General features: G+C 37.7%; 26 protein-coding genes and 1 other annotated feature. Of the genes, 6 read left to right on the top strand and 20 right to left on the bottom strand.

The window, feature by feature from the left end:
- Positions 1-65: 65 nt before the first annotated feature.
- The gene (locus tag H624_RS0110275; RefSeq protein ID WP_026867516.1) at positions 66-428 is read left to right on the top strand and encodes a YugN family protein; all 363 of its coding nucleotides are present in this window, start codon (positions 66-68) and stop codon (positions 426-428) included.
- Between the two features lie 116 nt (positions 429-544).
- On the opposite strand, the gene H624_RS0110270 is transcribed toward H624_RS0110275, so the two are convergent.
- From H624_RS0110270 to cyoE, 7 genes are all read right to left on the bottom strand, one after another.
- Positions 545-1,000 (bottom strand): DUF420 domain-containing protein, encoded by a 456-nt coding sequence (locus H624_RS0110270; RefSeq protein WP_035857326.1) that lies wholly within the window; start codon positions 998-1,000, stop codon positions 545-547.
- A gap of 17 nt (positions 1,001-1,017) precedes the next feature.
- Positions 1,018-1,977 carry a cytochrome c oxidase assembly factor CtaG gene (ctaG, locus tag H624_RS0110265; protein WP_026867514.1) on the bottom strand — a complete coding sequence of 320 codons (960 nt, stop codon included), beginning with the start codon at positions 1,975-1,977 and terminating at the stop codon, positions 1,018-1,020.
- A 125-nt stretch (positions 1,978-2,102) separates the two neighbouring features.
- Positions 2,103-2,444 (bottom strand): cytochrome C oxidase subunit IV family protein, encoded by a 342-nt coding sequence (locus H624_RS0110260; RefSeq protein WP_026867513.1) that lies wholly within the window; start codon positions 2,442-2,444, stop codon positions 2,103-2,105.
- On the bottom strand, positions 2,445-3,071 hold the full coding sequence (locus H624_RS0110255; protein WP_026867512.1) for a cytochrome (ubi)quinol oxidase subunit III: 627 nt from the start codon (positions 3,069-3,071) through the stop codon (positions 2,445-2,447).
- The gene (locus H624_RS0110250; RefSeq protein WP_026867511.1) at positions 3,071-4,990 is read right to left on the bottom strand and encodes a cytochrome c oxidase subunit I; all 1,920 of its coding nucleotides are present in this window, start codon (positions 4,988-4,990) and stop codon (positions 3,071-3,073) included. Before H624_RS0110250 ends, H624_RS0110255 begins: the two co-directional genes overlap by 1 nt.
- Positions 4,991-4,992: 2 nt before the next feature.
- A complete protein-coding gene (gene coxB / locus H624_RS0110245; RefSeq protein ID WP_026867510.1) occupies positions 4,993-6,168 on the bottom strand; it encodes a cytochrome c oxidase subunit II in 1,176 nt (391 codons plus the stop codon).
- 33 nt (positions 6,169-6,201) lie between these two features.
- Positions 6,202-7,122 carry a heme o synthase gene (gene cyoE / locus H624_RS0110240; RefSeq protein ID WP_026867509.1) on the bottom strand — a complete coding sequence of 307 codons (921 nt, stop codon included), beginning with the start codon at positions 7,120-7,122 and terminating at the stop codon, positions 6,202-6,204.
- Positions 7,123-7,484: 362 nt separating this feature from the next.
- Here cyoE and H624_RS0110235 point away from each other — a divergent pair, with 362 nt between their 5' ends.
- Complete coding sequence (locus H624_RS0110235) at positions 7,485-8,339, top strand: COX15/CtaA family protein (RefSeq protein WP_051220584.1); 855 nt, start codon at positions 7,485-7,487, stop codon at positions 8,337-8,339.
- 116 nt (positions 8,340-8,455) lie between these two features.
- Here the strand turns inward: H624_RS0110235 and H624_RS0110230 are convergent, their stop codons facing one another.
- Positions 8,456-9,637 (bottom strand): FtsW/RodA/SpoVE family cell cycle protein, encoded by a 1,182-nt coding sequence (locus tag H624_RS0110230; RefSeq protein WP_026867507.1) that lies wholly within the window; start codon positions 9,635-9,637, stop codon positions 8,456-8,458.
- Positions 9,638-9,679: 42 nt separating this feature from the next.
- Positions 9,680-9,952: an Fpa/YlaN family protein gene (locus H624_RS0110225; protein WP_370545415.1), complete on the bottom strand. Its 273-nt coding sequence runs from the start codon at positions 9,950-9,952 to the stop codon at positions 9,680-9,682.
- 172 nt (positions 9,953-10,124) lie between these two features.
- Here H624_RS0110225 and H624_RS0110220 point away from each other — a divergent pair, with 172 nt between their 5' ends.
- The gene (locus H624_RS0110220) at positions 10,125-10,607 is read left to right on the top strand and encodes a hypothetical protein (protein ID WP_051220569.1); all 483 of its coding nucleotides are present in this window, start codon (positions 10,125-10,127) and stop codon (positions 10,605-10,607) included.
- Between the two features lie 33 nt (positions 10,608-10,640).
- Here the strand turns inward: H624_RS0110220 and H624_RS12070 are convergent, their stop codons facing one another.
- The gene (locus tag H624_RS12070) at positions 10,641-11,015 is read right to left on the bottom strand and encodes a YlaH-like family protein (RefSeq protein WP_235678920.1); all 375 of its coding nucleotides are present in this window, start codon (positions 11,013-11,015) and stop codon (positions 10,641-10,643) included.
- A gap of 23 nt (positions 11,016-11,038) precedes the next feature.
- Complete coding sequence (gene typA / locus H624_RS0110210) at positions 11,039-12,865, bottom strand: translational GTPase TypA (RefSeq protein WP_026867504.1); 1,827 nt, start codon at positions 12,863-12,865, stop codon at positions 11,039-11,041.
- A gap of 139 nt (positions 12,866-13,004) precedes the next feature.
- Here typA and H624_RS0110205 point away from each other — a divergent pair, with 139 nt between their 5' ends.
- Positions 13,005-13,196, top strand: coding sequence for a DUF5325 family protein (locus H624_RS0110205; protein ID WP_026867503.1), 192 nt, complete (start codon positions 13,005-13,007; stop codon positions 13,194-13,196).
- Positions 13,197-13,358: 162 nt separating this feature from the next.
- Positions 13,359-13,919 carry a hypothetical protein gene (locus H624_RS0110200; protein ID WP_026867502.1) on the top strand — a complete coding sequence of 187 codons (561 nt, stop codon included), beginning with the start codon at positions 13,359-13,361 and terminating at the stop codon, positions 13,917-13,919.
- 310 nt (positions 13,920-14,229) lie between these two features.
- On the opposite strand, the gene H624_RS0110195 is transcribed toward H624_RS0110200, so the two are convergent.
- Entirely contained in the window at positions 14,230-15,042 is an 813-nt protein-coding gene (locus H624_RS0110195; RefSeq protein ID WP_026867501.1) for an inositol monophosphatase family protein, read from the bottom strand.
- A gap of 80 nt (positions 15,043-15,122) precedes the next feature.
- Here H624_RS0110195 and H624_RS0110190 point away from each other — a divergent pair, with 80 nt between their 5' ends.
- Positions 15,123-15,737, top strand: a complete 615-nt coding sequence (locus tag H624_RS0110190; RefSeq protein WP_026867500.1) for a YktB family protein — start codon at positions 15,123-15,125, stop codon at positions 15,735-15,737.
- Between the two features lie 87 nt (positions 15,738-15,824).
- Here the strand turns inward: H624_RS0110190 and H624_RS12065 are convergent, their stop codons facing one another.
- From H624_RS12065 to ilvB, 8 genes are read right to left on the bottom strand one after another with little or no spacing between them, the layout of a single operon-like run.
- Complete coding sequence (locus tag H624_RS12065) at positions 15,825-16,802, bottom strand: threonine ammonia-lyase (RefSeq protein WP_051220568.1); 978 nt, start codon at positions 16,800-16,802, stop codon at positions 15,825-15,827.
- Positions 16,803-16,825: 23 nt separating this feature from the next.
- Entirely contained in the window at positions 16,826-17,422 is a 597-nt protein-coding gene (gene leuD, locus H624_RS0110180) for a 3-isopropylmalate dehydratase small subunit (protein ID WP_026867499.1), read from the bottom strand.
- 14 nt (positions 17,423-17,436) lie between these two features.
- Positions 17,437-18,849, bottom strand: coding sequence for a 3-isopropylmalate dehydratase large subunit (gene leuC / locus H624_RS0110175; RefSeq protein ID WP_026867498.1), 1,413 nt, complete (start codon positions 18,847-18,849; stop codon positions 17,437-17,439).
- A 19-nt stretch (positions 18,850-18,868) separates the two neighbouring features.
- The gene (leuB, locus tag H624_RS0110170; RefSeq protein ID WP_026867497.1) at positions 18,869-19,930 is read right to left on the bottom strand and encodes a 3-isopropylmalate dehydrogenase; all 1,062 of its coding nucleotides are present in this window, start codon (positions 19,928-19,930) and stop codon (positions 18,869-18,871) included.
- Between the two features lie 14 nt (positions 19,931-19,944).
- On the bottom strand, positions 19,945-21,501 hold the full coding sequence (locus H624_RS0110165) for a 2-isopropylmalate synthase (protein WP_026867496.1): 1,557 nt from the start codon (positions 21,499-21,501) through the stop codon (positions 19,945-19,947).
- A gap of 35 nt (positions 21,502-21,536) precedes the next feature.
- Positions 21,537-22,535 (bottom strand): ketol-acid reductoisomerase, encoded by a 999-nt coding sequence (ilvC, locus tag H624_RS0110160; RefSeq protein WP_026867495.1) that lies wholly within the window; start codon positions 22,533-22,535, stop codon positions 21,537-21,539.
- A 36-nt stretch (positions 22,536-22,571) separates the two neighbouring features.
- Positions 22,572-23,087 carry an acetolactate synthase small subunit gene (gene ilvN, locus H624_RS0110155; protein ID WP_026867494.1) on the bottom strand — a complete coding sequence of 172 codons (516 nt, stop codon included), beginning with the start codon at positions 23,085-23,087 and terminating at the stop codon, positions 22,572-22,574.
- The gene (gene ilvB, locus H624_RS0110150) at positions 23,084-24,805 is read right to left on the bottom strand and encodes a biosynthetic-type acetolactate synthase large subunit (RefSeq protein ID WP_026867493.1); all 1,722 of its coding nucleotides are present in this window, start codon (positions 24,803-24,805) and stop codon (positions 23,084-23,086) included. The genes ilvN and ilvB overlap by 4 nt, the downstream gene beginning before the upstream one ends.
- Before the next feature lie 71 nt (positions 24,806-24,876).
- Positions 24,877-25,120: a binding site (T-box leader), on the bottom strand.
- Positions 25,121-25,187: the final 67 nt, after the last annotated feature.

Raw genomic sequence — 25,187 nt, 5'->3', positions numbered from 1 at the left:
CATTTGCAAGTCCATAGGGAATAGATTAAAATTAGGGTAATGGAAAAATGATAGGGGGCAAAATGATGGTTTTTGAAAACTCAGGTATTGAAAAAGTAGTCATTCCACAGGGCTCACTGCAAGAAGTCATGAACCACAATGGTTGTGTACTCGGAGGCAGCTGGGACTATGAACGTATGACTTTCGACTATAAATATGAAATTCCTGAAGGAATTTATTACTTGCGTTTTCCTGGTTACGCAATTGATGGTGACGTTGGTGCGAACAATGCCACACTTCAATTAATGGATCCTTACATGGGTAAACATTACTATCCAACAGGTATCGAATACGGTAGTGATGAAGTATTCCCAGAGCGTATTGTTGAACATGCAATTAATAAAATCAGAACAATTTCTACTGAACTTACAGCACTTGCTGAAGCTTAATACTTTAATAACGGCACTTTTTCTAAATAACAAGGTGTCGTTATTTTTTTCTATGTATTCGCTCATATACATAAAAACAACGATGAATCTAAAAATAGATTCATCGTTGTTTTATATTAATGGAAGATAGCATCCCAAAGACCAGTAGTTTCTCCACCTGGGTATAAGATATATAAGATGACATAAACCATGACACCAGTTATGGCCGTAAAGAACCATATAGTCGCAGCTGTCATCCCCATTTTTCTATGGGTTTTTAATTTGTTTTTCTTACCAGTGAAGACTTGTATTCCACCTAGAATACCACCAATTGTAGCTAAGCAAATGTGACTGATTAAGAATGTCACATAATAAGGTTCTAATGATGCTGGTCCTCCAAATTGAGTGTTACCTAAAAAGATCGTCTTCGATACGTAAATAACGAAGAATGCTAAGGCTGACCAAGCTGCTATAGTCATGACTTTTTCATGTGTTTGGACATTGCCTTTTTTAATATGATAAACACCTACACCCATCAAAATCGCACTCAATATTATAAATGATGTACTAATTGTAGGTAGGATAAAATGTATATCCACTTAACTTCCTCCTAAACTCTGTGGCTATTGTATAGCTCTTTTTGTTGTTGTGCTTTAATGAGTGCCTGCTCAGTAATTTTGTCTTCATCTCTATGTTCATCTTTATACCACTTAGAGAAGATAAAACCTAGCATAACACCAAATATTATTTCCTGTAATACTTTCATAATAATTCCGCCAGTTTGTTGATCATTGAGTGGTGTTGAATTTGTGAAATATTCAGGTCCTGATATCATCCCTGATCCTGCAATGCTATCTAACACACCTGCTGGTACACATAACTCCATGGCACTTAACCAAGCTTCGCCTTCTGTAAACGTTGCATATAACGGTTCACTAGAGAAGATAATTAACGCACATGCTGGTGTAACAAAGGCACCTATACCAAATATATACAATAATTTAAACAAGCCACCCATGTGTGTTTCTTCAGGCTCTACCTTATTAAACATTGGGTAAAATGCCATTACTGCAGTTAAAAACATTATTGCGAGTACTAAAGTATGTAAAGTCGCACTCATTTTTAAGTTATCCATAACCACTGGAAGATGGTAGATAGAAAATGCTGCAATAAGTAGCATCAATGAAAATAATGGTTTCTTTGCACCTAAACGTAATACAGGTCCAATAACTGGAAGACTCACTATATATTTTTGTAAGTACTCTGGTATTGAAAAGTATAGTAACGGTGCAATTAAAAATAGCACAAAGGCCATTTGAATCATGTGGAATGTAAATAATATATGACTCAGAATATCTACTGGTCCACCGTACATTAAGTATAAAAGAATCATGTTTACGACAAATAGTGACCCTTCTTTTGGAGTCAGTGGACGACCACCTTCAAAGTCTTTATACCACCTTACAGTAACAAGAAAATACACAACTGTAAGCATAATAACAAAGGCCATAAAGAATGGACTCCAGTTTGCCATGAAACCGAAAATCTTTATAGAAGTTATGTTCTCCATACATACCACCTCGAGTTTAACCTATATACCTAGTATAAATTCATTGACTTTATAAGACAAGGCGCTAAAAAGTAACAAAGTGACAAAGTAATGAATAAAAAAATGACCCCTGTTGGGGTCATTCTTTAGATTGGTTGTCCAATCCATACTATAAAAATAAATGTTACACAGAATGCTATTGCAAAGTACATACCAACTATCATAAATAATTTTACAAATTCATGCCCCTCATCCTTAATGTGCATAAAGTAGTAGAACTGTAAAATTACCTGAATGAATGCAAATAGAATTACAGATCCAGTTATGAAAGTTGCATTAAAGTCTAGAGCAACCATACCAAATGCCATAAATGTTAAGAAAATCATAAAGGCAAAGCCGGTAAGCTGTAAACGCATTTCTTTCGTTCTTTGACGTCGTATATTTCTAAGTTTAATATCGCTCATTGGTTTGTTATTTAGTTCAGCCATCTATAACACTCCTAACAAGTAAACAATTGTGAAGATGAATACCCACACAACATCGATGAAGTGCCAGTATAAGGCAGCAGTATTAACTTTAGCTGCTGTGTACACTGATAAACCTCGAGTCGCGTTACGGATAATTAAACTTGTAATCCATACTAGACCAATTATAACGTGGAAGCCATGTGTACCTATTAGAATATAAAAGGCACTACCAAAAGCACTAGATCTAAATGTGTGTCCTAAATGTACATATTCATAGAACTCATATATCTCTAAAGCTAAGAATCCTGCACCGAGTAATACTGTAATGGCTAACCATAATTGCATCTTAGTAAAGTTGTTATTACGCATATGATAGATTGCATATACACTTGTTAATGAAGATGTTAAAAGTAACATTGTCATAACAAAAGCAAGTTCTAGTTGGAAAAGATCAGCTGCCAGTAAGTGATCCTCACTTGGCACGCTATCTTTAAGTGCTAAGTACGTCGCAAATAGTGATGCGAATAGTACAGTTTCTCCACCAAGGAAAGTCCAAAATCCAACGAATTTATTCTTACCTTCTTGCGTTGCTGTCTCCGGGTGCTCAGGCCATTGTTCATTAGGTACATTATATTTCATTTCCGCCATTATTTTGCACCCCTTTCAAGCTCTTCAAGGTCTTTTAATACTTCTTCTTTCTTCACATAGTAACCAAGGTCATCTTTGAATGAACGTACAATCATTGATATTACGGTAATCGCTAAACCGATGATTAATACCCATACTGCCCAAGGTTTTTCTGGTAATCCTGATACTGCATCAATTGCCCAATCTTTACCTGCGGCAAAGTACAATGCACCAAATGATGCAATGAATAAACCAAGTGACATAATAAATGGAATGATTGAGTTGTTTGGCATATGGAAGTCGTCCAATGATTCAGCTGGAAGCATTTCTCCATTACCTTCTTTTTTCTCTAACCAGAATGCATCTAAACCACGAACAAGTGGAATCTGTGCAAAGTTGTAATACGGCACTGGAAGTGGTAATGACCACTCAAGTGTACGTCCGTCACCCCATGGGTCACGTCCAACCTTTTGGTTTTTGACAACTGTCATTACAATATTTATCAGTAAAATAATAACTGCTAGGGCCATCAATAAGGCACCCACTGTTGATGTCATGTTCGCTACATTATAACCTTGCCCGTCTAGGTATGTGAATACACGTCTTGGCATTCCCCATAGACCTAAGAAGTGTTGGATAAGGAATGTTAAGTGGAATCCAATGAAGAATAACCAGAACGTAACCTTACCAAGTTTTTCACTGAGCATTGTTGCAAACATCAATGGCCAGTAATAATGTAAGCCGGCGAGCAATGCGAATACTACCCCACCAACGATAACGTAGTGGAAGTGAGCAACGATGAAGTAAGAGTCATGGTACTGATAGTCAGCTGGCGCTACTGCCTGCATGACACCAGTTACCCCACCCATTACGAATGATGGAATAAACGCGAGTGCATACATCATTGGTGTTGTAAATTCAATACTACCGCCCCAAATAGTAAAGATCCAGTTGAATATCTTAATACCAGTCGGAACTGCAATTGCCATAGTAGCAAGTGCAAAAATAGCATTAGCTGTTGGCCCAAGGCCTACTGTAAACATGTGGTGAGCCCAAACCATGAACCCGAAGAAACCGATCAATACAGTAGCGAATACCATGGCAGAGTATCCAAACAATCTCTTACGTGCAAATGTTGCAAATATTTCAGAGAAAATACCGAATGCTGGAAGAATTAATATATAAACTTCCGGGTGACCGAAGATCCAGAATAAATGCTCCCAGATAATTGTGTTACCCCCAGCTTCTACGATGAAGAAGCTAGAACCAAACATACGGTCAAAGATTAATAAGAATAATCCAATTGTAAGCGGCGGGAATGCGAATACGATAAGAACAGATGCTACTAGTGTAGTCCATGTCATTAGTGGCATTCTCATGTATGTCATACCAGGCGCTCTCATTGTAATAATTGTTGTTACAAAGTTAATACCTGAAATTAAAGTACCTGCACCAGATACCTGTAGACCAAGTGCATAGAAATCAATACCATGTCCAGGTGATGATATAGAGAGTGACGCATAACTTGTCCACCCTGCATCAGGTGCACCACCTAAGAACCATGAAAGGTTTAGGAAGATACCACCAAAGATAAATAACCATACACCTAGAGCGTTTAGGAATGGGAATGCTACGTCACGAGCACCGATTTGCAGCGGCACTGTTGCATTCATAAATGCGAACAAGAGTGGCATCGCTGCTAGGAAAATCATCGTTGTACCGTGCATTGTAATTACTTCGTTGAACAACCCTGCAGATAGAAAATCATTGTTTGGTACTGCAAGTTGCAAACGAATAAGCATTGCTTCAATACCACCGAGTGCGAAGAAAAATCCACCGGCAATCAAGTAAAGTATAGCAATTTTCTTATGGTCAACAGTAGTTAAGTATTCCCAAATTGTTGCCCAAAAACCAGTTTTTTTCGCTGTTGCTTCAGACATTACTAGTTACCCCCCTCTTCTGACTCTTCAGAAGCTTCTTCATCTGAAGTTTCTTCACCTTCAGCGGCTTCTTCTTCAGCAGGTTCTCTTAATGTAGAAACGTCTCCAGAACCTTCTTCAACATTCAGTTCCATCAAGTAAGATGCAACTGCTTCGATTTCATCATCAGATAATTCATATTGTCCTGTCATCTTGTTTCCTGGCTTGAATGATTCTGGATCAGAAATCCAAGCTTCAAGATTTTCTTGGTTGTGTTCTAAGAAACCAGCAATTAATTCACGGTCTCCAAAGTTAGTTAAGTTAGGACCCATTGCGCCAGATCCTGTTGGAGTAGTTGCGTGACAGCCCATACATGAGTTATTAAAGATTTCTTCACCACGTTGTGCGTCTTCAGAAGATGCTTGAACTGGCTCTTCAATTGCTTTCATGTCCGCTAACCACTGATCATACTCTTCTTCAGGTAATGCTTTAACCTTAAAGTCCATCAATGCGTGTGATGGTCCACATAATTCCGCACATTTACCATAGAATAATCGATCCGCATCTTGTGATGCTTCATCATCAAATACTAAGTAGAAACTATTGATCCCATCGATATTGGTATCCATCTTACCACCAGCAGCTGGCACCCAGAATGAGTGTTTTACGTCTGCACCTTGTAAGTTGAAGTAAACTTTCTTATCAGTAGGAACAACAAGTTCTTGTGATGTTACGACTTGCTCATTAGGATATTCAAATTCCCACCAGTATTGGTAAGCTCTTACGTTAATCACTGTTTCTTCCGCGTTAACGTTACCCTCGGCATCTGTGCTCGCTTCGGTATCTGCTTGTTTAAACACGAAATAAACTGTTGGAACAGCTAAGACAAGTAGTAACAGGATTGGTATAGAAGTCCAAATAATTTCTAAGGTATGATTACCTGAAACATCTTTCGGTTCGAAATCTTCACCTTTTTTACTTCTGCGACTCTTCAATACCGAAATAGTAAATAATACTGTTACAACAACAATAACTAAAATCATAATGATGATAGAAATTAACATCAAGTTGAACTGTTCTTGTCCAACTTCACCTGCAGGACGTAGTGTACTTAATTCATTTGTTCCACAACCTGCAAGGAAAAGTGTTAATACAGACGCTAATAATAGCCCTTTCCCTTTAAGAAAACTAAAGTTCATTGTGTTAGACCCCTCTTTCATTCATTTACTTTACTAAACATTCACAAGTAAGCCGGCTACGATAACCATGACAAAGAAAATCACAACGTAGTTGAGTGAAAAGACAAATATTCGCCCGGCATAGCGATTATAGTCTGTAATCTGTTTGAACTGGTTAACACCCAAATAGAACCAGACGAGATTTAATGCTGTTACTAATAGAACAAACCAAGTCCCCAGCTCAAACATCATTAGTGGTGTGAACAAAAGAAGTGTCACCCAGAAAATAATCGAGTGCTTAGTTCGATTATTTCCTTTTACAGAAGGGAGCATCGGTATACCTGCATGACTGTATTCTTCACTTCTCTTAATGGCAAGTGCATAGAAGTGAGGCATTTGCCAGATGAACATTACAATAAACATCGCAACCGCTAAAATATGTAGCTCTTGATCGAAAATCGCCCAGCCGATAAGCGGTGGCATTGCTCCAGGTATTGCTCCTATAACTGTGTTTGCCACAAGATGTCTCTTGGCAAAGATCGAGTACACAACTGCGTATCCGAAGGCTGCAATTAATCCGAGTACACCAGCAGCAGTATTAATGAAAAATAACATGACAAGCCCAATTGCTAACATAGAAAAGCCGATGATTAATATTTCCTTACCGGAAAAAGTGCCATCAATACTCGGTCTTTTACTCTTTGATTTCATTAGCACATCAATATCTCTGTCATAATAATTATTTAGGGCACAAACACCTCCGATGACCAGCGCTGTACCTACTAACATCAGCAGCATGACTGGAATTGCATCAAAAAATGAAATGTTATAATACATAACCGCTAAAAACCCTGCAGCAAAAGCTGGAATTAAATTCGCTTTGATTATGCCATCCTTGATGAGTGCTTTAATTGCCTTAAATTTTTTACTGCGTGCTGACTGATGTATCTCCTCTTGGTATACATCACTGTGCATCTATTCGCCCCCTTTCATTAACAAACACATTTATATTTAATAATAGATTATCCGGGACATATTTTCTATACATATTTGAAATAAAATTGTTACATTTTGCATTGTTCAAGAATTATTCATCAATATGTATGAATAAATGCCCTAAACTGTTTTATACTCAAATAGTATAAGTGTTTCCCTACACTATTAAATTTTACCACAGTTTACGGAATTGTTAAGGGTATTTCACAACTTTGCGGATTGCAAAGAGTGCAATTCTGATATATATTTAGTAACTGTACTAGAGACAGATACACGATTGTTTTGAGGTGTTTTATTTGTATAAAAATTTAAAAATTGTAGCCGTGATCACTACACTGATAATGGTCTTCGTTCAAATCGGAGGCGCACTGGTTACAAAAACAGGTTCAGAAGATGGCTGTGGTGAAACCTGGCCCTTGTGTCATGGTAAGCTTATCCCACGAGATTGGCCCATCGACACAATTATTGAACTTGCGCACCGTGGTGTCTCAGGTATAGCGATCATATTTCTGATATTACTTGCATACATGGCTTGGAAACAAATTGGTCATGTTAGAGAAGCTAAATTTCTTATCTACGTTTCTTTAAGCTTCATACTCATCCAATCTTTAATTGGTGCGGCAGCGGTAATTGGCATCTGGGAAGGAGACTTTGTCCTAGCAGCACACTTTGGTATATCATTAATATGTTTTTCAGCTGTCTTGTTATTAACCTTATTAATTTTCGAAACATCTTATGGTCATGAGGACCGTAAAATTTTTGTCAGACCATTCTTAAGATATAACACTATACTGATAACGATCTATATTTATTTTGTTATTTATAGCGGTGCACTTGTTAGACACACTGACTCATCATTAGCATGTACAGAATGGCCACATTGTATGCCAGGTCAAGTCATGCCAGGAAATTTTTACCAAGCCGTACAAATGGGACACAGGTTCCTCGTTGGAATTCTCTTCATTTGGATGGTTATAATCGTCATCCATGTACTAAGAAATTACAGTGATTCAAAAATCATCAGAAATGGTTGGCTTATCGCATTTACCTTACTGATTTTACAAGTCATTACAGGTATGCTTTCAGTCATCACTCATGTCAATATATTTATTGCCTTATTCCATGCCTTGTTTATCACCTTGTTATTTGGAGTATTATGTTACTTCATCATGTTACTATCAAGAAATAAGGGCTAGTATGAAATTAGTACAGGAATCTTATAATAAGATTCCTGTTTTTTTGTCACTAATTCTAAACAAAAAACCGGATGTCACTCAAATTGAGCAACATCCGGTTAAAAGTTCTTTTATATTTAACGACCTTTTAATTCAATTTCAGCAGATTTTACATGTTTTGCTGCAATGACTAATAGGCCAATTGCTATAGATACACTTAAGAATGATGACCCACCGTAACTTAACAATGGTAATGGGACACCCGTCAGTGGAATAATCTTAGAAATACCACCGACGTTTATAAACACTTGCATGGTAATATACATCGCGACCCCAACACATACAATTTGGTAAAATGTGTCAGTTGACCGTCTAGCATAGGACATCGCTTTAATAATGATTACTAGATATAGACCGACAATCAGCAGTACACCGACCAATCCTAACTCTTCAGCAATTACAGCCATTATGAAGTCTGTGTGTGGTTCAGGTAAATAACCAAGTTTAATAACACCGCTACCGATACCTGTCCCAAAAATGCCACCGTTAGATATTGCCATCAATGAATTTGTCAGCTGATAGCCACTACCTGCTGGATCACTAAATGGATGTAAAAATGTTTCGATTCTCTGCATTTGATAATTAGACAGAATTTGCCCGTTAATCAAATACATTATCCCACCACCAACTAATAAGGCACCGCCGATTGCAAGTCCAGCTCTAAAAATAAATTTAAACGGTATTCTTAAATACATAAATGTACTGATAATAATGGCTGCAATAACCAACCATGTTCCCGTATCATTGATGATGACAAGTCCAGAAATTGCTAATATAAAAATTAAGGGGCCAGTACTAGATTCATTCGCACTGCCTAAGCGTTTTTCACGTCTTGAATATATATACGCGAGATATAAAATAGAAATTACTTTAAAGAACTCAGATGACTGTAAACCGAATGGTCCAAATCGTATCCAATTTCGCTGTCCATTTACCTCAGTACCAATAACCATAGTTAGAAGTAGAAGTATAACAATTATTGTTATCATGAGTATTTGGACACCCTTCATTTTAAAGAAATTTCCACTCATAAAATACGTCATGAAAAATACAATAATAAAACCGAGTATTAAAAATGCGAGGTGCCTATAATAGTAAAAAGTTGAACTACCTTCATTCATCTCAGCAGGTACCATGCTTGCGCTATAGACCATCACCAGACCAATTAAAGATAGGGCAACATAAGCGATTATTATTAAAAAATCAACATACTTAGAATATGACTTCACGTAGTTGATAAAGTTTTTTATGTACTTCATCTGGGCTGGTCCCTCATTTAAAAAAGTCTAAAGAAATTTTCTTTAGACTTGGTTTTTTTCTCTTTCCATATATGCTTCGTGTACCTTAGATACTTCTACTTCTAGGTGATCTAAAATAGCACGTCCGTCTTGTGCGTCAACTAAGCCTAATCTAACAGCAAAGTTTATTTCTTTCGATAGGCCAAACATCTGAGTGTCAAGAACTTCTTCAAACACAGGACACTGAGGCATCGTTAAGTTTTCCATCTGAACTTCAATCAGCTGAAGAATTCTGTCGGCGTCCTTATCTAACTGGTCATAAGCATTTTTGCTCATTTGTTTTACTTCAGACACGCGGTTCCCCCCTCAATTACTCTTCATAAAAGTTTATCTCAAGACCTTAAAAAAATCAAGCAGATATGTAAGCGAGTATCATGATGTATACTATTCATTCTATAATTTTTCTACAATCTTTGCTATACTTTTTTTATAGAGGGAGCGATTAATTATGATTATTCAATTAAAGGGAAATATTAAGTTTCAAATTACACTAGATCCATCAACGTGGATTTTTGATGATAGAAAGATTAAGTTAGAAGAACTACTTAAAAATGATGCGGATAGTGAAGAAATCACCTTTCAGGATCAGACAGAATGGAACCGACAAATTATTGAAGGTGAAACGAAACCCCCAACTTTAAAATCAGAGAAAAAATATAAAAAAAGAGAATTATTGGATAGTTCTTTCGTCATTTGTCTTCAGCCTTTCCTTGAATACACTGAACCGCACAATGGAGAAGATGCAAAAATCAACTTCATACATAAAGACGGCACGACGCAGTTAGACTACAAGGATCGTCATAGCTTCTATGCTCATTTTTCAAACGAGGGGAAACGACTTTATGACGACAGTATGTTTGACCTACTAGTTGTAACTAATGGTAACCAACAGGCAAAACTATCACATGTTACAGGCATCGAATTCGAATAATAAAAGAAGCTCGGACAAATGTCCGAGCTTCTTTTATTGCCCTGGCGGGTTTTTTGGCGATGCAATTTTACCTGCTTTTCTTTCCTTATGCAGTCTGTAACGATAACCCGCTAGAATGATTGCAATCACAATCAGACATTCCGCTACCGGGTAAAAGGCACCGAAGAATGTTAAAAAGATGACACCAATAAACATCAAAATATAGATCACAATGGTTTGCCACCATTTTACTTTACGTGCGAAGCCTAAGTGATAAACAATCGCACAAAGTACAAATATTGTGATTAACAAGTACCACATTCCAGTATCAGGATTTGAATCCAGACCATATAATCTCCCGAAAAACGTTAATCTCTCTTGGACGTTACTAACATCCGATGCGTTTAGGAGAATGAGTTGGTTTAACAACTGCCTCACTCCACTTCAGATAATTAATTACTCTTCTTATTCGCTTTTTCACGTGCATTTTTTTCAAGAATTTTTTTACGCATACGGATTGATTCTGGTGTAACTTCAACAAGCTCATCGTCGTTAATATATTCTAGTGCTTCCTCAAGCGTTAAAGTTCTTGGTTTCTTCATTGTTGAAGTTTGTTCTTTAGTCGCTGAACGAATGTTATTCGCTGCTTTAACTTTAGTAATGTTTACTGCAAGATCATTTTCACGAGAGTTTTCCCCTACGATCATACCTTCATAAACTTCAGTTCCAGGTTCAGTAAAGTTTGTACCTCGACCTTCTAAAGCTAAGATTGCATAAGTACTTGCTGCACCTTTATCTATTGATACAAGTACACCATTTCTTCTACCACCGATGCGTCCTTTAACTGCTGGACGGTAATCCTCAAATGTATGGTTCATTATACCATATCCACTTGTCATAGACATAAATTCAGTTCTGTAACCAATTAAACCACGAGCAGGAATCATAAATACTAAGCGTGTCTGGCCGTTACCAGTTGACGCCATGTCTAACATTTCACCTTTTCTTTCACCCATGGACTCAATAATGCTACCTGTATTTGAATCTGGCACATCTATTTGTACACGTTCAAACGGTTCACATGTTACCCCATCTATTTCACGGTGAATGACTTCAGGTTTAGACACTTGTAATTCATAGCCTTCACGGCGAAGATTCTCAACTAAAATGGATAAGTGTAGTTCACCACGTCCCGAAACTCTCCATGAATCTGGACGATCAGTTGGATCAACGCGTAGTGAAACGTCAGTTTCTAATTCAAGTTCAAGACGTTCTTCAATTTTTCTAGCTGTAACATGTTTACCTTCTCTACCTGCAAATGGTGAGTTATTTACAGAGAAAGTCATTTGCAAAGTCGGTTCATCAATTCTTAAGACCGGCAATGCTTCTTGGGCATCTACAGGTGTAATTGTTTCACCAACGTTGATGTCTTCCATTCCACTGATTGCAATTAAATCACCAGCTTTGGCACTGTTAACCTCTACACGGTTTAAACCTAAGAAGCCAAAGATCTTAGTGACACGGAAGTTCTTAATAGAACCATCGATTTTAAGTAGTGATACGGTTTGGCCGACCTCAATTGTTCCCCTGAAAACTCTACCTACACCAATACGTCCAACATATTCGTTATAGTCCAGTAGCGCAACTTGGAATTGTAAGGGTTCATCACTATTGTCTATAGGCGCTGGTACATAATCGATAATTGTGTCATAGATAGATTGCATGTTTTCATCTTGCTTATCAGATTCAAGACTTGCAGTCCCGTTCATAGCTGATGCATATACAACTGGGAACTCCAACTGGTCGTCATTTGCATCAAGCTCGATAAATAGTTCTAACACATCGTCAACGACTTCATTCGGACGTGCACTCGGTTTATCAATTTTATTTACTACAACAACTGGTTTTAAGTTTTGTTCTAAAGCTTTTTTAAGTACGAAACGCGTCTGAGGCATTGTACCTTCATAAGCATCTACAACTAAAATGACACCATCAACCATCTTCATAATACGTTCAACTTCACCACCGAAATCGGCGTGTCCTGGGGTATCTAAGATGTTGATACGTGTACCGTTATAGTCAATTGCTGTATTCTTAGCAAGTATTGTGATTCCACGCTCACGCTCAATATCATTTGAGTCCATAGCGCGTTCTTCTACATGTTCATTTTCACGGAAGATTCCTGATTGTTTTAATAGCTGATCTACTAGAGTCGTTTTTCCGTGGTCTACGTGTGCGATAATTGCAATATTTCTTACATTTTCTCTCAGGTTCATCAAGAGGATTTTCCCTTCGTATATAGAGTTACTTTATAACCGTAACATTATATCATATAATTTACATATCTGAATATATTCTCATGCAATTTTTTTATGATATAATTTTAAATAAGACAAAAATTTAGGGGCTACGTTTCAAATGGAGAAAAAGAAATCTAAATCTATATTTTTTATACTTGCCTGCTTAGCAGTGGCAACCATGGTTGCATTTTCTGTTTTTATAGCTGAAGAAATGGTTATAATGGCAATCTTGTCAGTGCTAATTTTCATTGGTATTTTTGGCGTCGGCTTTACATTAAAAAAGAAATATCGTGAAAATGGTTGGTTTTAATACTAATTTTATAAAATTGTGTTCAAAACATAACAGTTTTAAGAATTTATACCGAAATTCTGCTAAAACTGTTATATTTTTTTGCATTTTTTAAATTATTGTCTTTTGACGACAATTTCTAAAAAATTAATAATGGCCTTATCATCAATAAGGAGACTATCTATGAAACCCAAAAATGAAAAATTGAAGGTTTACGAATTTCTTTATAACAGACTACCCTTTAACAACGACGAAACTGAAGAGTACGAAGCCTTGCAAAAAATGGAACTTCTTGAAGAACACTTCGATTTGTATTTAAGAAAGATTGATTTAACAAATATTGAGGTTCACTGGCACTCTGAAATCTACATTGGTTCACAACATGAACTTATAAATGTGCTACTCGCAACAGAATACTGCTATTACTTATTTATACTCCATGATTTCTCTGGTGAACATTATATTAATCCATTCAATATATTAGTTAATCAAGCCCACGAGCCAGTCTATGATCTTAACAGATCTATATCAATCTATGAGAAATTTAAGGAAACCTTAATTGATGAAGGCAATTATCAGCGTCCTATCATCGTTAAACATGTCGTATTAAATGAAACATTTAAGTTAAACAGACGCCCTAGTGAGAACTTCCTTTCCTTAAAAAACTTACCCTTCTATTTAAGAGCCATAGAACATAGTGCAGTCATTAGAAAAAAGCACTTGCAGCCGGATTTAACAAAGTAAAGACTCCCCTTAATCTACCGGCTGCACGCTATAGAGAATTCAAACATGGTTTAAAATGTACAGATTGCCACAACTTTAATCTCTCGACGCTCAGTAGCAAACTAGTAATCTGTTCAGCTTGCCATACAATTCATAACCTTAAAGCACTCATCGTTGACTATTTCACTACGCTTTCCACAACAAACATCTCACTCTCTTTTTCAAAAAAGGAGGTAAAGACTCATATCGGATTACCACTCAGTAAATACACGCTCTTAAAATACATTACGTCCTTGTTTTATAAGGAATCAAAATATGGACAACACTATCACTATAAGTTATGAAAGTTATCGTGATACTCATGGAGGGCCTTATCGTCTTTGAAATACTGTAAAATTTCCTCGTGAATTTTAGGGTTACCACTGATTACACTTGTTGAATTAAATAGCGGTAATGATGCGCCGTAAATATCACTTGAGATATAGCCTAGTTCATTAGTAAGAATAATGCCGCCTGCATAATCCCAAGGGTACAATCTAAAGAACAAGAGCGCTGAGATTTGTCCTTTGGCTAACATCGCAAATTCTAGAGCTGCAGAACCGTATGATCGTACACTTCTTGACTCCGCCATAATATTGAAAAATGAGTCTCTTGTTGCCTCTCCTAAGATTCGTTTAGGATTTACTGCTATCAAAGAACTGTTTAATGGTTCATTTTTTGCTCGGTGTAATGGTTCATCATTTAAATAAGCACCTTCACCGAATTTAGCATGATATAAGTCGTGTTTCATGCAATCATAGATCAATCCACAATAAGGTTTACCATCAATGAATACACCAATTGAAATGGCAAAATGCTCAGCTTGATGAACGAAATTTAAAGTGCCGTCGATCGGATCGACAATCCAAACAACCCCTTCATCATCGTTAATATCTTCACCATGTCCCTCTTCACCTACTATTCTGTGTTCTGGGAAATTTTCTAAAATTTGATTATATATAAAGTTCTCAGTTTCTTTATCAACATCGGTTACTAGGTCATTTGGATTCGATTTACTATCTATATGAAAGCTTTCCAACATACGTTTTTCGATAAAACTACCAGCTTCTACAATTAAGCCTTTACCAAAGTCATATATATCCATGAAAGACACCTCAATTATTTGATTGCCGTGCATCTTTATTTTATCATAAGAGAGACCTTTTGAAAGGAGAACACATATAGATGAAATACGCATTTACACAAGCTGACTTTGATGTATTTAAAATCGATGGCCTCGATAATCGAATGGGAGAACTAATCGAACAGACACGACCTAAATTAGAAAATTTAGGTGAGTATTTTGAAAATTATTTAACTGAATTAACTGGTGATGAAACAATCGCTCACGTCGCAAAACATGCACGGAGAACGACAAACCCACCAGATGACACTTGGGTTGCATTTAGTACCAATCCAAGAGGATATAAAATGATGCCACATTTTCAAATCGGACTTTATCAAGATCATGCATTTTGTATGTACGGTATTATATATGAATCTAAAGATAAGGAAAGGCTGGCTAAAAATTGGTTGAAAAATATAGATAAATTCGACAAACTTCCTAGAACATACCAGATATCACTCGATCATATGAAGCCAGAAAAAACGCCACTAAATAAGCTTAGCGAAGAAGAATTAGAAGCAGGACTCATTCGTCTAAGAGACGTTAAAAAAGGCGAATTCTTAGTCGGTAAAGTATATAAACCCGGTGACAAAGCATTTGAAACTGATGAGTCCTTCATTAAAGACCTTGAAAAGGTAATGAAGCATTTACTACCTTTTTATAATGTAGATTAATCTTTATAGTTTTCATTTTAGACATATTAAAGCTTAAAAAGGGACAATCTCGATATCGAGATTGTCCCTTTTTAATAGATTCATAATTTAGGTCAATGAGATTCGTTCTTTTTCTACTGATGTGTGATCACATGAAGCTGCTAAAGTTTGAATTTCAGCCATTTTAGCTAGGTCTAAATTTCCACCACTCACGATTACACCAGTGTGTGTTGAGTCAATCTTGTCTCCATATGCTAAGAGCGCTGCGAGTGCAGATGCACCTGCACCTTCAACCAATGATTTCGTACGCTCTAAGAGATAAATCATCGCATTCGCAATCTGACTTTCAGAAACGCAGTATATTTCATCAACATAGTCTCTTACAACTTGTTGGGTAAGCATTCCTGGGGCTTTAACTGCAATTCCTTCTGCAATAGTTGAAGCTGAGGAAAGCATGACATGATCATCTTTTGTGTAATAAGACTTAAACATTGAAGGTGCATTTGCTGCTTGTACACCAATGATTTTAATAGATGGCTTAATCGCTTTTGCCGCTACAGCAATCCCACTGATTAAACCACCACCACCAATCGGAACAACGATAGTATCGAGTTCTGGTATATCTTCTAAGAATTCAAAACCAATTGTGCCTTGCCCCGCCATAATGTCATAATCATCGAAAGGGTGTATATAGGTCGCACCCGTTAATTTTTTATGCTCTAAAGAAGCTGTGTAGGCCTCTTGGAAACTTTGACCAACTAGGTTAACATCTGCACCGTAACCTTTTGTCGCCACTACTTTAGCACTTGGCGTGCCTTCTGGCATAAAGATTGTCGCTTTGGCACCGACTTTTTTAGCCGCTAATGCAACACCTTGGGCATGGTTTCCTGCTGAGGCAGTTACTACACCAGCTTCAATTTCAGCTAAGTTTAGTTTAGATATCTTATAAGATGCGCCGCGGAACTTAAACGCTCCCGTTTTTTGATGATTCTCTAACTTCATATATACGTTTTTACCTGTCATTCTATTTGTCGTTTGTGACGTAATAACAGGTGTTTTGTGCACACTTCCTCGCAAGTATTCCATAGCATCTCTGACTAAGTCACCATTTAACGAATTCCCAAAGAACCACGCTCCTCATATTGATTTATTTTATCTTCATTTAGTAAAGTAAGTGAAATATCATCGCAACCATTAATTAATTTTTCTTTATGATAGGCTGGTATGTCGAATTCAATTACTTCACTATCTGAAGTTTTAATTGTTTGATTTTCTAAATCTACATCTAAAGTAAATGTTCCATCTAAAGCTTTACCTTGCCATTCGTTTACTTTTTCTTCCCCTAGCTTTATTAATATCATGCCGTTTTTAAAAGCGTTTGAATAAAAGATATCAGCAAAACTCGGTGCAATAATGACTTTATAGCCATAGTCCAACAATGCCCAAGGTGCATGTTCTCTTGAAGAACCACATCCAAAATTATCTCCTGCAATTAGTACAGAAGCACCGTCAAACTCTGGGTCATCCATATTGAAATCAGTTCTTTTAGTACCGTCATCGTGGAATCGCCAATTATGAAATACAAATTCTCCAAAACCTGTACGTTCAATACGTTTTAAAAACTGCTTTGGAATAATTTGATCGGTATCGACATTCGAACGATTTAGAGGATACACTTTCCCACTATGATATGAAATTGCCTCCATTATTCTCCTCCTCCTTACGCCATTACTTTATGTTGATATCGTCTGACATCTACAAAGCGTCCGTTAATCGCTGCTGCTGCTGCCATTTCAGGGCTGACAAGATGTGTTCTTGCACCATTACCCTGACGGCCTTCAAAGTTACGATTTGAACTAGAAGCACAACGACCACCAGCTGGGACTTGGTCATCATTCATACCAAGGCAAGCACTACATCCTGCATTTCTCCATTCAAATCCCGCTTCAATAAATACCTTATCAATACCAAGTGCCTCTGCTTCTTGTTTAACAAGGAAGGATCCTGGTACCACAATCGCTTTGACACCTTCTTTAACTTTGTTTCCTTTGATGATGTCTGCTGCACGTTGTAGGTCAAGCACTCTAGAGTTAGTACAAGAACCGATGAAGACGTGGTCGATTTCTATGTCAGTAATCGGTGTGTTTTCTTCAAGTCCCATATACTCCAGTGCACGCTTAGTACCATCTCGATCTTTTGACTCACTAATTGACGGTGTGGTTGCACTAATCGGTACAACCATGCTTGGGTTTGTTCCCCATGAGACTTGGGGTTCGATTTGACTGGCATCTATTTCAAGTGTGGTATCATACTCTGCGCCTTCATCAGTCGCTAGACTTAACCAGTCTTTGGCAAGCTCGTTGTACTCGGCTTCATCTCTCGGTACGTAGCGACGCCCTCTTAAAAAGTCAATTGTCGTCTGATCTGGTGAAATCAGACCCGCTCTTGCCCCACCTTCAATGGACATATTACATACAGTCATACGACCTTCCATTGTGAGGTTACGAACCGCTTGGCCAGTATACTCAACAACATGACCATTACCAAAATCGACACCAAATTTAGAGATGATTGCTAGAATTAAATCCTTAGCAGTTACGCCTACCCCAAGATCGCCAACGACTTTAACATTCATCGTTTTTGGTTTTGATTGATTTAATGTTTGGGTAGCAAATACGTGCTCTACTTCACTTGTACCAATACCAAAGGCTAAGGCACCAAAGGCACCATGTGTTGACGTATGAGAGTCTCCACAAACGATCGTTTTCCCTGGTTGTGTTAAACCGAGTTGTGGCCCAATGACATGAACAATCCCTTGATCTGGGTGATACATATCCGCCAATTTAATACCAAAATCAGCACAGTTTTTCTTTAAAGCATCCATTTGCTTTTGAGCGATTTCATCTTGGGGATTCTCTCTATCTTTTGTAGGCACGTTGTGATCCATAGTTGCAAAAGTAAGGTCCGGACGTCGTACTTTCCTATTATTTAGCCTTAACCCTTCAAAAGCTTGAGGTGAAGTCACTTCATGGATGAGATGTTGATCAATATATAATAAATCCGGCTTTCCTTCTTCTTCATGAACGATATGTCTTTCCCAGATTTTTTCGATGATTGTTTTCTGTTTTGCCATGTTAACCTTCTCCTTTACTTTATTTTAGGTAGCTAATTATTTTTTCTGTCATTTCCGTAGTGGATAAAACTGTCGAATCTTCAATTTTCAAATCTGTCGTTACATAACCATCGTTCAGCACTCTATCTACTGCGTCTTCTATATTTTTAGCCTGCTCATGTAAGCCAAAAGAATATTTAAGCATCATAGCAACAGAAAGAATCATGCCGATCGGATTTGCCTTATTTGTACCTGCAATATCCGGCGCTGAACCATGAATCGGTTCGTAAAGACCAAAGTCATTTTCATTTAAACTCGCCGATGGTAAAACCCCTAGAGAACCTGTAATGACAGAGGCTTCATCACTTAAAATATCACCAAATAAATTTTCTGTAACAATCACATCAAAGGATGTTGGATTAGTGATTAATTTCATTGCTGCTGCATCAACAAGTTCATGATGAACATCCACTTCAGGATAGTTCTGACTGACTTCTTCAACAATTTCTCTCCACATTCTACTAGATTCTAAAACATTCGCCTTATCCACGGATGTTAGTTTTTTTGATCTTGCCAAAGCAGTTTTAAAGGCGGTATCTATAATTCTAACCATCTCTTGTCTGGTGTACGTTAGAGAATCCACGACACTATTTCCACCATCGCGACGTTCACTAGGTTGACCAAAGTACAATCCACCAGTAAGTTCTCTAACTATCATCAAATCACTATTAGTCACAATGCTTTCTTTTAGTGGTGAGGCATGTAATAGTGCATCAAAAATTGCAACGGGTCTGAGATTTGCATAGAGATTAAAATGTTTTCTGATTTGTAAAAGACCTTGTTCCGGCCTTAAAGTACTGTCGGCCCATTTAGGTCCACCAACCGCACCGAGTACGATTGCGTCACTTTGTTCACAAGCATTAATTGTTGATTCTGGTAGTGGCGCGCCATGATTATCTATGGCGCTGCCTCCTATGTCATGTTCTGACGTTGTTAATTGAATTTGTTCTCTCTCTGATATTGCAGTTATGACCTTTTTCGCAGCTGCCATTATTTCTGGTCCAATACCATCGCCAGGAAGTAGTGCTATATGTTTTTTCACTTTATACGCTCCTTCTACGATTGAACCGTCTCAATTTGATTATTTGCTTTTTCACTCATTAAATAGCGATTTACTGCATTAAAGTAAGCATTTGCTGATGCTTCTAACACATCTTGAGCAGTCCCTCGACCAGAGAATCGGTTACCATTAACATTAATCTGAACTCTTGCCTCGGCGAGTGCATCTTTGCCTCCACCTACTGAAGACAATTGATAATCTAGGAGGTTAGTCTGTTCACTTAAAATGCCTTGTATTGCTTCATAAAGCACTTCAACGCTACCTTTTCCTGTAACTTCATGTGTCGTTTCTTCATTTTTAGGTGTCGTAACGACTATACTCGCTCTCGTCTGTCCATCCTGTTCATAGTTAACTTGAAAATTATTTAACGTGTAGCGTTCAAGATTTGCTGCATCAGTTTTAATCTCCATTATAATTGCATAGATATCATCATCTGTTACTTCTTTTTTATGGTCCGTTAGAACCTTGAAGTTATTAAAAGCTTCAGTAAGTTCATCTTCAGTCAATTCAATTTTGAACGACTTCACTTTATCTTTAAAAGCATGGCGTCCAGAATGTTTACCTAGGAAGAGCGTGTTTGCAGATTCTGCTGACACACCCACTAGAGCTGGTGAAATAATTTCATATGTTTCCGAATTCTTTAACATACCATCTTGGTGTATTCCAGCCTCATGTGCATAAGCATTTCGACCGATGATTGCTTTATTTGGCTGAACTGACATACCAGTTAATTTAGCAACAATATCGCTGGAACGTTTAATCTCATTTAATACAAGATTCGTCTTAAAATTGTATGCATCCGATCGAATATGAAGTGCGACTGCAATTTCCTCTAATGCTGCATTGCCTGCTCTTTCACCAATACCATTAATTGAAACTTCAATCTGACGTGCACCGTTTTCGATGCCTGCAATAGAATTTGCAACTGCCATACCTAAATCGTTATGACAATGCGTAGATAAAATAGCCTTTTCTATGTTCGGTACATTTTCACTCACGTATTTAAACATTTCGCCGTATTCTTTTGGAGTCGAATACCCAACTGTATCTGGTAAGTTAATGATTGTCGCACCCGCATCAATTACAGCTTCTATAATTTCAGCGAGGAACGGGAGTTCTGTTCTTGAAGCATCTTCTGCAGACCACTCCACTTCATCAAATAATGTCTTCGCATATTTTACCATCTCTACAGAGGTCTCAAGCACTTCTTGTTGTGTTTTTTTGAGTTTGAATTCCCTGTGAATGGGGCTTGTAGCCAAGAATACATGAAGCTTTGATCTCTCAGCATTCTTCAATGCCTCATAAGCTCGGTCGATGTCACTTTTCTTTGCTCTTGCAAGTGCGGTTACAGTAGAATTTTTTACTGTGTCGGCTATGAGTTTCACTGCTTGAAAATCACCTACTGAAGAGGCAGGAAAACCCGCTTCTATGACATCAACTCCGAGTCGTTCTAATTGTTTTGCAATCTCCAGTTTTTCTTCTTTATTTAAGTTCACTCCAGGAGATTGTTCTCCGTCTCTAAGTGTAGTATCAAAAATTTTAATGTCAGTAATATCAGTCATAACGAACTTCCTCTCTTCAGTGTTTTTTATCTAATTGGATTTTGGACAAATGGCATAAGTTCTCTTAGGTTTTGCCCTACTTCTGTAATTGGGTGCTTGTATTCACTATTGTTGATTGCGTTATATTGTGGTCTGCCTGCTTGGTTTTCTAAGATCCAACCTTTAGCAAATTGTCCATTTTGAATTTCTTTAAGCACTTCACCCATACGTTCTTTCGTTTCTTCATTGATTACTCTAGGTCCACTTACGAAGTCACCCCACTGCGCTGTATCAGAAATTGAATAACGCATATTTTCAAGACCACCTTCATACATAAGGTCAACAATTAGCTTTAATTCATGAAGACATTCAAAGTAAGCAACTTCAGGCTGATAGCCCGCTTCGGTTAGAGTTTCAAAACCCGCTTTTACTAATGATGTTAATCCTCCACATAATACAGCTTGTTCTCCGAATAGATCTGTCTCAGTTTCCTCTTGGAAAGAAGTTTCTAATACACCGGCTCTAGCGGCACCGATACCACTTGCATAAGCCTTAGCAACTTCACTCGCCTGACCTGTCACATCCTGGAATACACCGTATAAAGCTGGCACACCCGCTTCTTCTTGGAATGTACGGCGGACTAAGTGACCTGGTCCTTTCGGTGCAACTAAGAATACATCGATATTGTCTGGAGGTACGATTTGGTTAAAATGAATATTGAATCCATGGGCAAATGCCAAGGCACTATTTTCTTTTAAGTTATCTTTAATTTCATCTTCATATACTTTTGGTTGACCCTCATCTGGTAAAAGTACCATTGTGATATCTGCTTCTTTAACTGCTTCGCTAACAGCTTTTACGTCGAAACCATCTTCCTTAGCTCTTTCAAATGATTTACCCTGACGAAGTCCGATAATTACATTATGACCACTGTCTCTAAGGTTTTGAGCGTGAGCATGTCCTTGTGATCCATAGCCCACTATCGCTACTGTTTTTCCTTGTAATACTTCATTGTTGATATCTTTGTCATAGTAAACTTTAGTCATAATAATAACTCCCTTTTATATATATAATTTATTTGATTAAACACTAAGTGTTTTTAAATCCTGAATATGCTTTTGCTGCCCACGTCTGAAGGCCGTGACACCTGTACGTGATAAATCTTTTAATCCATATGGTGTTAAGAGTTCAATTAAAGCATCCACCTTATCAGGCTTCCCGGTGACTTCGATGATTAATGAGTTTTTCGAGACATCAAGTACCCTGGCCCTAAAAGGCTCAATAATGCTTTGAATCTCTGCCCTTGAAGTATTATTTGCACCCACCTTGATTAAGGCAAGTTCTCTCGCAACTATTTTCGATTCAGTTATGTCATCAACTTTCAGTACATCAATTTGCTTGTGCAATTGTTTTGTTAATTGCTCTGCACTTTTATCATTTAGCATATCGACGACAATTGTCATCTTAGATATACCTTCAATTTCTGATGCACCTACAGTGATGCTTTCGATGTTAAATCCTCTTTTTGATAACATGCCTGTAATTCTGTTTAAGACCCCACTGGAGTTTTGAACGGTTAAAGTGATTACTCTTCTCATTTTTTCACTCCTATCATTTCATGATTCCCTTTACCTGCAGGTACCATCGGACAAACGAGATCCAGCTTTTCTACTCTTGCATCGATTAATACAGGTTCATCAGAGTTTAGAGCCGCATATAATTCATTTGATACTTCATCACTCTTAGTAAATCGATAAGACTTTATTGAGAAGCTTTCACCGAGTTTTACAAAGTCAGGATTAGTCTGCATCAATGACTCAGAATAACGCTCATCATAGAACGCTTCTTGCCACTGTCTAACCATTCCTAGCGCTTCATTATTAACAATGACAACTTTAACTGGTAAATTGTATTGTTTTAAAGTTGCTAATTCTTGCATCGTCATCTGAAAACCACCGTCACCAACGATTGCGACTACTTTCTTATCTGGACGCGCAAGCTGTGCACCAATTGCTGCGGGTAAACCGAAGCCCATCGTTCCAAGACCACCAGATGTAACAAAGTGATTTGGTTGATTAAACTGATAAAACTGTGCACTCCACATTTGATGTTGTCCAACATCTGTTGTCACAATTGCTTGACCTTCCGTCGCCTTATAGATATCTTCGATAAATTTTTGCGGTGATAGTAAATCTCTATCTTCGTCATACCAAAGTGGATACTCACTCTTATTTCTGGCGATTAACTGCATCCAAGCATCTGTGTTTTTCATTTCAAAGGATTCTTTGTTCATCATCTCCAAAGCTTCCTTAGCATCTGCAACAACTGGTATTTGTGTTTCAATGTTTTTACCGATTTCAGCTGGGTCTATATCAATATGTGCGACCTTGGCATGGGGTGCAAAGTCTGAAATCTTACCAGTCAACCTGTCATCGAAACGGGCTCCGATATTGATGAGTAAATCCGATTCATGGATTGCCATATTAGCAGTGTAGGTGCCATGCATCCCTGCCATTCCAAGGAAGTGCTCATCATCTGCTTCAAACACACCCAGACCGAGTAAAGTCGATACCACTGGTAAGTTGTACTGCTTAACGAATCGTTTCAATTCATCTGAAGCTTTAGCAAATTGAACACCTGCACCAGTTAGGACCACTGGCCTTTCTGCCTTTTCTAAGGCATCCATCAAACGGTTAATCTGTAAAGGGTTCGGTTTTGTTGTTGGTTGATAACCTGGTAGACGGAGGTCACTTGGATAATCACTTTCTACAGTTGCTTCTGAAATATTTTTCGGTATGTCTACTACGACAGGACCTGGTCTACCAGTTGATGCGATGTGAAAGGCTTCTTTTACTGTACGTTTTAAGTCTTTTACATCAGTTACTTGGTAGTTGTGTTTAGTAATTGGTGTCGTTAAGCCGATGATATCTGCTTCTTGAAAGGCATCTGTACCGATTACTTTCGTTGACACTTGACCAGTAAAAACGACTATTGGTAGAGAGTCCATCATGGCATCCGTAATACCTGTTATAAGGTTAGTAGCGCCTGGTCCACTTGTTGCGATAACAACACCAGGTTCTCCGCTTACCCTTGCATAACCTTCCGCTGCATGTATTAAGCCTTGTTCATGTCTACAAAGAATGTGTTTAAATGAACGCTCCTGGCGATATAAAGCATCGTAGATTGGTAAAACAGCACCACCAGGGTAACCAAACACTGTATCAACATTCTGTTCAGCGAGTGCTTCGACAAGTAGGTCTGCCCCTGTTTTTATATTCGTCATCACTTCTTCGGCACGTTCAACTTCAACTTTCATATTGTTTTCCTCCTTATAGCATAAACTTAAAATAAAAAATCTCTTTTCTCCTAAGAGTGTCATAATGACAATCTTGGGGAGAAAAGAGATTTCCACGGTACCACCCAACTTTACATATACCTTAAGATATATGCCTTAGAAACTAGCCAAAACGACTAGTTAAAATAAATAACGAGTTTTAACCCGTCCCAGCCTACTACTTTTCAGCCGGGCACTCAGGGATGAGAATCAATGCTGCGGTATTTCGGATTTCCACCAACCATCCGATCTCTGTGAAGTACACTTCAGCTTCGACGTTCCCTTCAACGCTTTGTTTTTAATTTTGAATTATTAGACTATTTAAATTTCTTAATGAATGTATAATAACCCGTTAAATTAGTAA

It is taken from the genome of Jeotgalicoccus marinus DSM 19772, from assembly GCF_000425825.1.
Taxonomy (GTDB): Bacteria; Bacillota; Bacilli; order Staphylococcales; family Salinicoccaceae; genus Jeotgalicoccus; species Jeotgalicoccus marinus.
The sequence above is the reverse complement of the archived record's forward strand: the minus strand, read 5'-3'. Positions and strand labels throughout refer to the sequence as shown.